Consider the following 12,064-nt stretch of genomic DNA (forward strand, 5'->3'; position numbering starts at 1 on the left):
TGGAAAAATGTACAATTGTTAGTTCTGCTGCCACTCTTGCTGCCATATATTGTTAAATTACCGGAAACATTAAATGCAGTGAGAGTTGAGGTCATTTGGGCTGTGTAATTTGAACCGGAAGGAGTAACTGCACTGCCAACGTTAACAGAGACGCAATTTATGGTGCCTGCTCCGCTTATTGTACAAGCTCTGTTTGCTGCAGCCGAACTGTTCAAGGTAACTGAAGTAGTAACTGTAAGCACTACGCTTACATTTACGGCAAGCGTACCGGAAGTGCTGCTGAAAGCAATGGAATTGCATGTTCTGTTGCCATCTACGGTTAACGTAAATCCGGTGCCAATAATAATATCATCGGTGGTTAAAGGAATTGTTCCTCCGGGCCAAGGAGCATTGGGAGTAGTAGAACTCCAATTTCCGCTGCCTGTTGTTGTTATAGAAGCAAAGGCATTAAAAGTTATTATGCATAAAAAAAGCAGTACGAAGCTCATTAGTTTTGTACTGTTTGCTATGGGCTTTATATAATTATTTTTTTTAGTATTTATAAAAGTTAATTTTTTCATAAACTTTCTATAAAAGTAAAATATAATAATATAAAGATAGTAAATTATAATATAAAAAGCAAATATTTTTAGGTAAAAAGTTATAAACATAACAAATACTTTCACAAAAGTAATGATTTTGTTTGATAAAAGGGAAGGACAAGTTGAAAAAAAAGAAGTACTTCATCCTGATAGCTGTCGGGGGGAGCAACTACGAAACTTTACTAAATTTTTAAAGCTTAGTAAAGTTTGCTAATACAAAAACTCAAATCGCCATTTCGTAATTAATATTGAATCTTGATTCCTGAAACTGAAAACTATAAACTAAAACATCACACATTAAATCTAATATTCAGAATATCGCCATCATCAACGATATAATTTTTCCCTTCAACATAAAGTTTCCCTTTTTCTTTGCATGCAACTTCAGAACCTAATTCAACAAAATCGGCATACTTCATTACTTCTGCACGAATAAATCCTCTTTCCAAATCGCTGTGAATAACACCTGCAGATTGTTGAGCGTTCATTCCTTCTTTTATTGTCCATGAGCGTGCTTCTTTTGGTCCTGCCGTAAAAAAAGTTTTAAGTTTTAATAATTTAAAAGCCGAACGGACAAGTTTATTAACGCCGGGTCCGGTTAGTCCTACGTCTTTTAAAAAGGCAAGCCGGTCATCAGGATTATCAAGCTCTGCGATTTCCGATTCCAAAGCACCGGCAATCACAATCATTTCGGCATCTTCATTTTTTATTGCTTCTTCAAAATTTTTCACGTAATCGTTGCCATTTACAGCAGAATCAGCATTAACATTACAAACATACAATACCGGTTTCTCTGTAAGCAGGCACATATCTTTCACTGTTTTTTTATCCTCATCGTTCAAATCAATTGTTCTGACATTTTGAAATGACTCAATATGGTTTTTATAATGCTTTAATATTTCTGCTGTTTTCTTTGCATCTTTATCGCCGGTTGAAGCAAGCTTTTCGACCTTCTGCAATTTCTTTTCAATCTGCTCTAAATCTTTTAACTGAAGTTCAAAGTCAATAATTTCCTTATCTCTCACAGGGTCTATCGAGCCCTCGATATGCGGAAGTTCGGCATCATCAAAACAACGCAAAACATGAATTACTGCATCGGTTTGACGAATGTCGGCAAGAAAAGCATTTCCTATACCTTCCCCTTTGCTTGCACCTTTTGCAAGGCCCGGGATATCAACAATTTCAATCGTGGCAGTAACCACTTTAGCGGCTTTAACCATTTTTTCAAGAACAAACAATCTCTCATCGGGAACCGCTACAATTCCCATATTTGACTTGTTTGTACTGAACGCAAAATTTGTTGCCTGCGCTTTAGTATTCGAAATGCAATTGAAAATTGTTGTTTTTCCAACATTTGTTAATCCTATAATTCCACATTTTAAAGGCATAATTTCATTCGGTTGTTTTAATTTATTGCAAATATAGTATTTTGCACGTAAAACTTTTAAAAAACAATATGGTTTAATTCAAAAATATTTTTACCTTTGTAGCCCCCAATTAAAGTTAATATAGTATTAACCACTTCTGTAAGTTTGATTTTAGGGGAAAAATCAAATAAGCGGAATACAAAATTTTTTATAACAATGACAGAAAACGACAAAGCTATTGAAGATAGCCAAACTACCAATCAATTAAAAGCTGAAGAAACAGCCGGAGAAATTAAAGCCGCAACTTTAGCAACCGAACCACCGGCAAATTTCGACTGGGACCTTTTGGGAAAAAAACAACAAAGTTATTCAGAAGAAGAAAGAGCAAATTACGAATCAATGTATGAAGAAACAATGCATAAAGTCGGTTTGCACGAAATTCTTGACGGAACTATTGTTGCAATGAACAACAGAGAAGTAGTAGTAAACATCGGTTATAAATCCGATGGTATTATATCGCTGTCGGAAGTAAAACACAATCCCGATTTGAAAATAGGCGATACTATTGAAGTTTATGTTGAGTCGATGGAAGATGTAAGCGGACAACTTGTTCTTTCACATAAAAAAGCAAGGGCATTAAAATCATGGGAAAGAGTAAACAAAGCTCTTGAAGACAGTGAAATTATCACCGGTTATGTTAAATGCAGAACAAAAGGCGGATTGATAGTGGATGTTTTCGGAATCGAAGCATTTTTACCCGGTTCACAGATAGATGTAAAACCTATTCGCGACTACGACATATTTGTTGGAAAGAATATGGAATTTAAAGTTGTTAAAATCAACAATGAATTCAAAAACGTTGTGGTGTCGCACAAAGCATTGATTGAAGCCGAACTCGAACAACAGAAAGCAGAAATTATAGCAAAACTCGAAAAAGGACAAATACTTGAAGGTACAGTCAAGAATATCACTTCTTATGGAGTATTCATTGACCTTGGCGGTGTTGACGGATTAATACACATTACGGACTTGTCATGGGGAAGAATTAATCATCCTGAAGAAATTGTAAAACTCGATGAAAAGATAAATGTTGTTATACTTGACTTTGACGAAAGCAAAAAACGAATTGCACTTGGCTTAAAGCAATTGCAGCCGCATCCGTGGGATTCGCTTGATGCAAACCTTAAAATAGGAGATAAAACAAAAGGGAAAGTGGTTGTTATTGCCGATTATGGTGCATTTATAGAACTCATTCCGGGTGTTGAAGGACTAATTCATGTATCGGAAATGTCATGGTCGCAACATTTACGCAGCGCTCAGGAATTTCTTAAAATAGGCGACGAGATTGAAGCGGTTATTCTAACACTCGACAGAGAAGAAAGAAAAATGTCGCTGGGATTGAAGCAACTCAAACCAGACCCATGGACAAACATAAAAGACAGATATCAGGTTAACTCAAAACATACTGCAATCGTGCGAAATTTTACAAACTTTGGAGTGTTTGTAGAGCTTGAAGAAGGAGTTGACGGATTAATTCATATTTCCGATTTATCATGGTCGAAAAAAGTAAAGCATCCTGCAGAATTTACCAAAATAGGCGAAAAGATTGAACTGGTTGTTTTGGATATTGATGCTGAAAGCAGAAGGTTAAGTTTAGGACACAAGCAACTCGAAGAAAATCCATGGGAAGTTTTTGAAACAATCTTCACGGTTGATTCAATACATCAGGGAACAGTTTTGAGTGTAAACGAAAAAGGAGCTGTTATTGTTCTTCCCTATGGAGTAGAAGGTTTTGCTCCGACAAAACATCTGATAAAAGAAGATGGAACTCCTGCAAAAGTTGATGAAACTCTGGATTTTAAAGTAATCGAATTTTCAAAGGATGCAAAGAAGATAATCATTTCTCACACTAAAACAAGGCAGACGGAAGAAGAAACTCAGGAACAATTGAAGCAATCTGCAGAAAGAAGACCTAAAGAAAAAAGTACTAAAAGGGCGCCAAGAGTTCCAAAAGAACCTCAGGAAAAATCAACATTAGGTGACTTGGAAGTTCTTTCATCTTTGAAAACAGAAATGGAAGAAACTGAAAAGAAAGAACCAAAAAAAACAAAAAAGGAATTAAAAAAAGATGAAGGAACTGATAAACCTGAAGAAGAACAGAAAGAAAATCTTTAATACCTAATAGAGTTTATAAAATAAAAATCCTGCTTGATTATTTTAGCAGGATTTTTTATTTACTGCTTATCCACCCGGATAAGTATAAACATCAGTTTATAATAACGTGAGTTCGGAATTATAAATATTGAATTAAAATTAACATCAATTTGTTTAAGGATAGTGTCATTTTTAAGTACTTTAAGTACTTATTAATTAGTGTCTGTTCATAAAGCCGAGAGTTTGGTTCAGAATGTTCGAGTTCGAGGCTTTCGAAGTTTTAAAAATCAGGAGTTTACTGTCGTAAATGACTGGTTTTTAAAACGAGAATAACGAAGAAATCGGACATTCTGGACAAACTCTAATTATCTCAACTTAATAGTATGAGTTTTTTTTCCTATTTTAACAGTTGCAACATCATCACAATCTCCAACTCCGTAATCCAATATTCTTTCATCTTTACCATCAGGTTTTATGCTTATTTGTCCGCTTACGGGATGATGAAAATGGCAACTTAGTTCTACTCGAAGTGGTGTTATAGTTGTGGCAGTATATTTTCTTTCGGTACCTCTTGTCCCTGATGCTGTTCCTGTAATGAAGTAAACATCGTCAAATCTGGTTGCTGTTGAATCGCCTTCAATAAACTCTCTTGTTTTATCGGCAGTCCACGTGATAGTTCCTGCATTATTTTTAAGCAAAATCTGTCCGTCATCATGTACCGAAAATGTTAAATGTTGATTTGAATTATGTCCATTATTAATAACGGTTTTAGTTCCCAAAACCTGATTGCTGTCAACAAAATAATTATCAAAAGTAATAGTATGTGTGCTTCCTGAATCGTTGTAATGACCAAGATATGATACAATGATTTTTCCGCGTCTGCTGTGTCCGTCCTGACATAAACAACCAAGCGAATCGAATATTATTGTAAGCACATGAGGTGAATTGGAAGTATCGGTTGTAACGGTTACACACGTATTCAAAATGCTATATTCATTTCTCTGACTTCTGCTTAAATATGAAACAATCGCATTGTTTGCGGCAGCTTCATCTGCAATATAAAGTACATCGCCGAATGTTTTTTCTGATAGGACATTGTCATCTGCGTGTCTCGTATCAGTATCTTTCTGGTCTTTCTTGCAATTTGAAAAAAGAATCGCCAAAAATGCAAATGCGACCAAACTTTTAAATAATAGTTTTTTTGTCTTCATATTTTATAATTTTTTCTATAAATAAAAATAAATTTAATACAAAAATAAATTATTATTTATTAAAAATAACAAATCAAAGTAAATAATTTTTTGTTTTCATTTTCATTTCTATTTGTATTTTTACAATTATTAAATGATAAACTTTCTGAATGAAAAAATTTCTTGAACAAATTACAGATGAACTCATCGAAAGGCACGGAAAACAGTTTGTTGAGCTTTGCATAGTACTTCCAAATCGCAGAGCCGGTTTGTTCCTGAAAAAATATCTTTCTGAAAAACTCAGAAAAACATCATTTGTTCCCGAAATATATTCAATTGAAGATTTTATTACAAAGATTTCGGGAGTTGAAATTATTGATGACATCAGTATTCTTATAAGGTTTTACAAAATATACAAAAGCATTAATCCTGCAAATGCCGAAACCTTTAACGAATTTATCAACTGGGCACAGGTTGTACTTGCCGATTTTAATGAAATTGACATGTATCTGGTTGATGCAGCAAATTTGTTTGCATATCTGAATGAAACTAAATTAATTGAAAACTGGTCGCCCGATAAAAAAGAGCTGACGGACTTTCAGAAGAAATATCTTAGTTTCTGGAATTCATTGGGGCAGCTTTATGAGATTTTAAAACAACAACTTTTATCGGAAAACAAGGCATATGATGGATTGTCATACAGAATTGTTTCTGAAAATACCGAGGATAGAACAACAAAATACAACTGGCATAAAATAATTTTTGTCGGATTCAATGCTCTTACAAAAGCTGAAGAAAAAATAATTAAGAATTTAATCAAATCCGACAAAGCAGAAATAGTATGGGATGCCGACTCGTATTATACCGATAACGAAAATCACGAAGCAGGTTTTTTTCTCAGAAAATATAAAAAAACATTTTTAAAAAATTCGGTTTTTAAAACAAGTAATTATTTTTCAGATAATGAAAAAGAAATAGAAATAACGGGTGTTACAAAAAATGTTGGTCAGGCAAAAGCCACAAGCGAAATAATTAAAAATAAAAATTTATTTGATGAAAATACCGCAGTTGTTCTTGCCGATGAGAATTTGCTGTTTCCGGTATTAAATTCATTGCCAAGTGAAATTAAAAACTTAAATGTAACAATGGGCTATCCTTTAATTAATAGTCCTTTATACAGCTTAATCGAAAATCTTTTCATGCTTCACGAGAATGCGATAAAATTTGCATCACTCACAAATGCTAAAAGCTACAGATTTTACAATAAGGATATTGTAAGAATATTTAAACATCCGTATCTCAACTTTAACAATGATTTAAAAAATATTTACAAAAAAATATCAGATTTTATCATCGAAAAAAACAAAGTATATCTTTCATACTCCGACATATTCAATTGTCTTGATATTTTTGAAAAAACCAAATTTGAAAAAACAGCGGAAATTTTATTTTCAAAGTGGAATTCAGCCGTTGATTGCCTCAAAGCTATTGGGAAAATCATCAATTCTATAAAAGATGATTTAAATGAAAATAATATAACAACAAATGAAATATTATTTGCTTTCAGAAAAATAATATGGCAGCTCGAACCATTGACAGAAGAACCGGAAATACGTGATGACATAAATACATTTCACAATATTTTCGGGCATATTTTAAAATTTACAAAAATACCTTTTTATGGCGAACCCCTGAAAGGACTACAAATTATGGGAATGCTCGAAACAAGAAATCTTGATTTTGAAAATGTATTTATTTTATCGAGCAATGAAGGAAAACTACCGGCAGGAAAAACCGAAAATTCATTTATTCCTTTTGATATAAAATTGAAATTCGGATTGCCCACACATAGAGACAAAGATTCTATTTTTGCTTATCATTTTTTTCGTCTTTTGCAAAGAGCCAAAAACATTCATATTTTATATAACAGCGATATCGAAAATTTCGGAAAAGGCGAAAAAAGCAGGTTTATATCACAATTATTATATGAACAAAAAGAAAATCCTAAAATTAATTTAGTTCAAAAAATTCTTTTATCTGACATTCCTTTCTATAAGCAAACAGATATTGCTATCAAAAAAAATGAAAAAATAATTCAGGCATTAAAAAATATTTCCGAAAGCGGACTTTCACCATCAGCACTCAATACCTACATAAATTGCTCATTGCAATTTTATTTAAAATTTATTGCAAAACTTGAAGAACCCGAAGAAATAAAAGAAGAAATAGAATCCGATAAATTCGGTTCTGTTATCCATAAAGTTTTGAGAAAAATATATTCATCTTTTATAAATAAAATACTGGAAATCGAAGAACTAAAAAAAGTCATTCCTGAAATTGAAACTCTTGTAAAAAAAGCTATAGAAGCCGAAAATGCAGGTGAAATAAGCTATGGAAAAAACTTGCTAATAGCAAAAGTCGCCAATAAGTTTATTAAAAATTTTATTTCTTATGAAATTAATTTTATTCAAGAACTTGAGAAGAAAGGCGGTTCAGTTAAAATTTTTGATGTTGAAAAATATTTAAGTACAACTGTTGACATTAATAATCCTGATTTTAAAAATATAGTTATAAAGGGTATTATTGACAGAATTGATAGTATTGGAAATACCACCAGAATTATTGATTACAAAACCGGAAAAGTTACAAAAACCGAATTAAAACCTGCGGAATGGAGCGATATTATTACTGACAAGAAATATGAAAAAGCTTTTCAATTATTAACGTATGCTTATTTGTTCAGCAAAAGAAATTTAAATAAAAATAATATTAAAACAGGTATAATTCCACTTGGCAGTATTAGCAATGGATTTATGCCTGTTGAAATTCCCCATGAAGAAAATAATTTTAAAAGTTTTGAAGAGCAATTAATAATTTTAGCAACTCAGATTTTCGACTCCGAAATATCTTTCAAGCAAACCGAAAAAGCAGATAATTGTAAATATTGCGATTTTAAAGGTATTTGCAATAGGTAGTTTTTATAAAAACATAATTTGCTGAATTATCTTAATCCATTATTTCTCTTAGTTTTTCAACAAAAAAATCAATTTCATTTTTTGTGTTGTATTTGCTTAATGAAACACGGATTATAGGGCGGTTTGCATCGTAATTCAAAGCTTTCAAAACATGCGAGGGTTTATTTACCCCGGAAGTGCAAGCACTGCCACTCGAAACTGCAATACCTGCAATATCCAAATTATAAATAATCATCTCACTCTTTTCAGTTTTTGGGAAAGAAATATTTATTAAATTATATAGACCCCTTTCCTCACAATCTCCGTTAAAAACTATATCTTCAAAATTATTTTTTAATTGCTGAATCAAATAATCTTTCAGATTTTTTATATGCAGCATATTTTTTTCATTGTCGTTATATGCAATTTCAAGTGCTTTAACCATTCCGGCAATACCTGCAATGTTTTCCGTTCCGGCTCTCATGTTCAATTCCTGACTTCCACCTAATAGTAAAGGGTTTATCATAATTCCATTTTTAACATATAAAAAACCAGCACCTTTTGGTCCATGAAATTTATGAGCAGAACATGCAGCAAAATGAATATTAAGATTACTGAAATCAATTTTATATTTTCCGATGGTTTGTACAGTATCGGAAAAAAATAAAGCATTGTGTTTTTCGCAAATTTCTCCGGTTTCCTTTATTGACAATAAATTACCAATTTCATTATTTGCGTGCATAAGTATCACCAATGCATTTGAATTTATTTTCAATAATTCTTCAAGATTATTGGAATCAATAGTTCCTTTATTATCAAGTTTTACAAAATTTAATTTTATTTTATTTGAAAATTTTTTCAAAGTATTTAAAACGGCAGAGTGTTCTATTTCGGAAGTTATAATACTTTTAATTTTCAAACCATTAATACATCCGTTAATTGCGGTATTTACAGCTTCTGTTCCACCCGATGTGAAAAATATTTCTGAAGGAACAACATTGATTAACTCTGCAATTTTCTTCCTTGCATCTTCAACAACAACTTTTGCTTGCCTCCCAAATGAATGAATTGACGAAGGATTTCCATAAATATTATTTAAAACTTCAGTCATCACCTCCACTACCAATGGTTCGACGGATGTTGTTGCAGCGTTATCAATGTATATAAAATTCATATTTAATTTATCATAAAATAAATTAGATTTTTTTAAAGAATAACGAATATCGAATCATGAAGTTTTTCAGTTTTTATTTACTTCAACATTCGATATTCAGTGTTCGATGTTCGATATTTTTAATTATTAAATTAATTATTCAGATTAATGACTTAATATCATCAATTATTTTATTTGCCAGTTCATTTGCCTTTTCGCGATTTTTACTCTCGCTGTATATTCTAATTATTGATTCGGTATTTGACTTTCGCAGATGTACCCATTCATTTTCAAACTCAATTTTTACACCGTCAATAGTTGTTATTTTTTGATTTTTGTATTTACTTTGAATTGCCTTTAATATCTTATCTACATCAATATCCGGAGTTAATTCAATTTTATTTTTTGAAATAAAATAATCGGGATATTTATTTCTTAATGTTTTGCAGCTTATATTTTCTTTTGCCAAATGGGTTAAAAATAAAGCGATTCCCACTAATGCGTCGCGTCCGTAATGCAGCTCAGGATAAATAATTCCACCGTTACCTTCACCTCCGATAATGCTGTTGTTTTTTTTCATTGCATCAACAACATTAACTTCACCAACGGCAGAAGAAAAATATTTACATCCATGTTTTTCTGTAATTTCTTTCAATGCCATTGTTGAAGATAAGTTTGAAACAGTGCTTCCTTTTTTATTTTTCAAAATATAATCGGCAACAGCAACTAAAGTATATTCTTCACCAAACATGCTGCCGTCTTCGCAAACTATTGCCAAACGGTCAACATCGGGGTCAACAACAAAACCAAGTTCAGCATTTTTTTCTTTTACAACTTTCGAAATCTCAGATAAATGTTCCGGTAATGGTTCAGGGTTATGAGCAAATTTTCCTGTCGGTTCACAATTCAATTCAATAATTTCTTTTACTTTTAATGCTTTTAACAAAAGAGGCAAAGCAATGCCACCAGTAGAATTTATGCCATCAATAGCAATTCTGAAATTTGCTTTTTCAATTATATTTGCATCTACTAAAGGTAAAGCAAGAATTTTATCTATATGCTTTTTAATCCACGTTTCATCAGTACAGTAATTTCCCTGTTCTTTGTTGTTTTTAATTTCAAAATTTCCTTTTTCAGCAATTTCAATAATTTCCGCTCCTTCGTCAGCAGAAATAAATTCTCCTTTTTCATTTAATAATTTCAGAGCATTCCATTGCTCGGGATTATGGCTTGCAGTAATAATTATTCCGGCATTTGCTTTTAATCCGTCAACGGCAATTTCAACTGTTGGAGTAGTTGATAATCCGAGGTCAACAACATCAATATTCAATTTTCGCAAAGTATCCGATACGATTGAACTAACCATTTCACCTGAAGTTCGCGCATCTCTGCCAATAACAATTTTTGTTTTATTCGATTTATTTTTACTTTTTATCCATGTTCCAAAAGCAGCAGAAAATGCCTTGATGTCAGCCGAAGTCAAATCTTCACCAACTATATCTCCAATTGTACCGCGTATCCCCGAAATTGATTTGATAAGTGTCATGAAAATATTTTTTTAAAATAAAGTTATAATGTTTACATTTTATATGTAACAATAAGATTGCAAATGTAAATAATATTTGATAATTTTGTATTTTAAAGTTGGACCTGTAGCTTAATGGATTAGAGCATCTGGCTACGGACCAGAAGGTTGGGGGTTCGAGTCCCTCCAGGTTCACCTCACTGGACAATTCTGATTTTTCGCAGAATTGTCCTTTTTTATTTCTTCCGAAAGGTTCATTTGCGTAGCACATCAGCTTGACTACCTCGTTGATTCTAGTGGTTCGATATCGGTTTTCTGAAAACACCAACTTTTCCGGGTATATCGAACCGATAATGCGCTGTTTCACGTCTAATGGGGATTCTGCATAATGATACGGTAGATTTTCTAAAAACGAAAAACTGAACACTAATTGCTCATATACTTCATTTTTCATGTAGGTGGCTTCTTGCTTTTTTACTGCAAGTTCTCTTAGTTGTGTTTCATATCTTTGTTTTGCTGTATTGTAATCATTGCTGGTTATTTGGTTGTCCGCAAGTTTATCCTGAATGTTATTGATTCTTTCATTTATCTTTTTGATTTCTCCTTCTATTTTATTTGCATTTTCTTTTCCTTTGCCTTCTGTTTTTTCTAAAAGATTTTTAAGTATTTCTTTATACAAATGCTTCACATCTTCTTTTATTGTTATTTCTTTTAGCATTTCTTCAAATTTATCATTTGCTTCTGTTGCTTTTACTCTTTCTTCACATCCGGGATAGCAGTGATAATAAAAGTATCTGTTATGTCGTCCTTTTGATGAGCTTCCTGTTAATGTTTTTCCGCATCTGGGGCATTTCAGAAATCCTCTTAATGGCAATTCGGGTTTTGGAGAATGTATTTTTGCGTAATTGTTTTTTATCATTCTTCCATCTAAAATATCCTGAACTTTATAAAATGTTTCTTCAGTTATCAATGGCTCATGAATTCCTTTTACTAACTCTTCGCTTTCGTTTTTTGTGGCTTTCATTTTAATTTTGCCGTAATAGACAGGATTTCTTAAAAAAATCGAAAAGTTATTTTTACTGCAATTAAATCCATCTTCCTGAAGTTTTTTTCTTATTTGTTGTTGTGAGTATTCTCCTG

8 protein-coding genes and 1 tRNA gene are annotated in these 12,064 nt (G+C 32.2%); 4 read left to right on the plus strand and 5 right to left on the minus strand.

All coding sequences use genetic code 11. The annotated features are described in order from the left end of the window. Positions 1 to 560: hypothetical protein (locus WC223_11100; protein MFA6924785.1), on the minus strand; the 560-nt coding region annotated here is incomplete at its 3' end. Positions 561 to 871: 311 nt separating this feature from the next. Next, entirely contained in the window at positions 872 to 1,969 is a 1,098-nt protein-coding gene (gene ychF / locus WC223_11105) for a redox-regulated ATPase YchF (protein ID MFA6924786.1), read from the minus strand. A 195-nt stretch (positions 1,970 to 2,164) separates the two neighbouring features. On the opposite strand from ychF, the gene rpsA reads away from it, so the two are divergent. After that, on the plus strand, positions 2,165 to 4,123 hold the full coding sequence (gene rpsA / locus WC223_11110) for a 30S ribosomal protein S1 (protein ID MFA6924787.1): 1,959 nt from the start codon (positions 2,165 to 2,167) through the stop codon (positions 4,121 to 4,123). A gap of 344 nt (positions 4,124 to 4,467) precedes the next feature. Here rpsA and WC223_11115 read toward each other — a convergent pair whose 3' ends face one another. Further along, positions 4,468 to 5,313 (minus strand): hypothetical protein, encoded by an 846-nt coding sequence (locus WC223_11115; protein ID MFA6924788.1) that lies wholly within the window; start codon positions 5,311 to 5,313, stop codon positions 4,468 to 4,470. A gap of 149 nt (positions 5,314 to 5,462) precedes the next feature. Here WC223_11115 and WC223_11120 point away from each other — a divergent pair, with 149 nt between their 5' ends. Next, complete coding sequence (locus tag WC223_11120) at positions 5,463 to 8,267, plus strand: PD-(D/E)XK nuclease family protein (protein ID MFA6924789.1); 2,805 nt, start codon at positions 5,463 to 5,465, stop codon at positions 8,265 to 8,267. Between the two features lie 31 nt (positions 8,268 to 8,298). Here WC223_11120 and WC223_11125 read toward each other — a convergent pair whose 3' ends face one another. Then, entirely contained in the window at positions 8,299 to 9,420 is a 1,122-nt protein-coding gene (locus WC223_11125) for a cysteine desulfurase family protein (GenBank protein MFA6924790.1), read from the minus strand. A gap of 139 nt (positions 9,421 to 9,559) precedes the next feature. Next, entirely contained in the window at positions 9,560 to 10,945 is a 1,386-nt protein-coding gene (gene glmM / locus WC223_11130; GenBank protein MFA6924791.1) for a phosphoglucosamine mutase, read from the minus strand. Positions 10,946 to 11,045: 100 nt separating this feature from the next. Between glmM and WC223_11135 the strand changes: the two genes are divergently transcribed. Next, positions 11,046 to 11,119 (plus strand) — tRNA-Arg (locus WC223_11135). Between the two features lie 371 nt (positions 11,120 to 11,490). Further along, positions 11,491 to 11,700: a hypothetical protein gene (locus WC223_11140; protein MFA6924792.1), complete on the plus strand. Its 210-nt coding sequence runs from the start codon at positions 11,491 to 11,493 to the stop codon at positions 11,698 to 11,700. Positions 11,701 to 12,064: the final 364 nt, after the last annotated feature.

The organism is Bacteroidales bacterium, assembly GCA_041671145.1.
In the GTDB taxonomy this organism is placed as follows: Bacteria; Bacteroidota; Bacteroidia; order Bacteroidales; family JAHJDW01; genus JAQUPB01.

Bases quoted from the DNA above. Each gene is read 5' to 3' on its own strand.
- WC223_11120 (MFA6924789.1), top strand. From the start codon at position 5,463: ATGAAAAAATTTCTTGAACAAATTACAGATGAACTCATCGAAAGGCAC.
- rpsA (MFA6924787.1), top strand. From the start codon at position 2,165: ATGACAGAAAACGACAAAGCTATTGAAGATAGCCAAACTACCAATCAA.
- WC223_11140 (MFA6924792.1), top strand. From the start codon at position 11,491: ATGTTATTGATTCTTTCATTTATCTTTTTGATTTCTCCTTCTATTTTA.
- WC223_11115 (MFA6924788.1), bottom strand. From the start codon at position 5,313: ATGAAGACAAAAAAACTATTATTTAAAAGTTTGGTCGCATTTGCATTT.
- WC223_11125 (MFA6924790.1), bottom strand. From the start codon at position 9,420: ATGAATTTTATATACATTGATAACGCTGCAACAACATCCGTCGAACCA.
- ychF (MFA6924786.1), bottom strand. From the start codon at position 1,969: ATGCCTTTAAAATGTGGAATTATAGGATTAACAAATGTTGGAAAAACA.
- glmM (MFA6924791.1), bottom strand. From the start codon at position 10,945: ATGACACTTATCAAATCAATTTCGGGGATACGCGGTACAATTGGAGAT.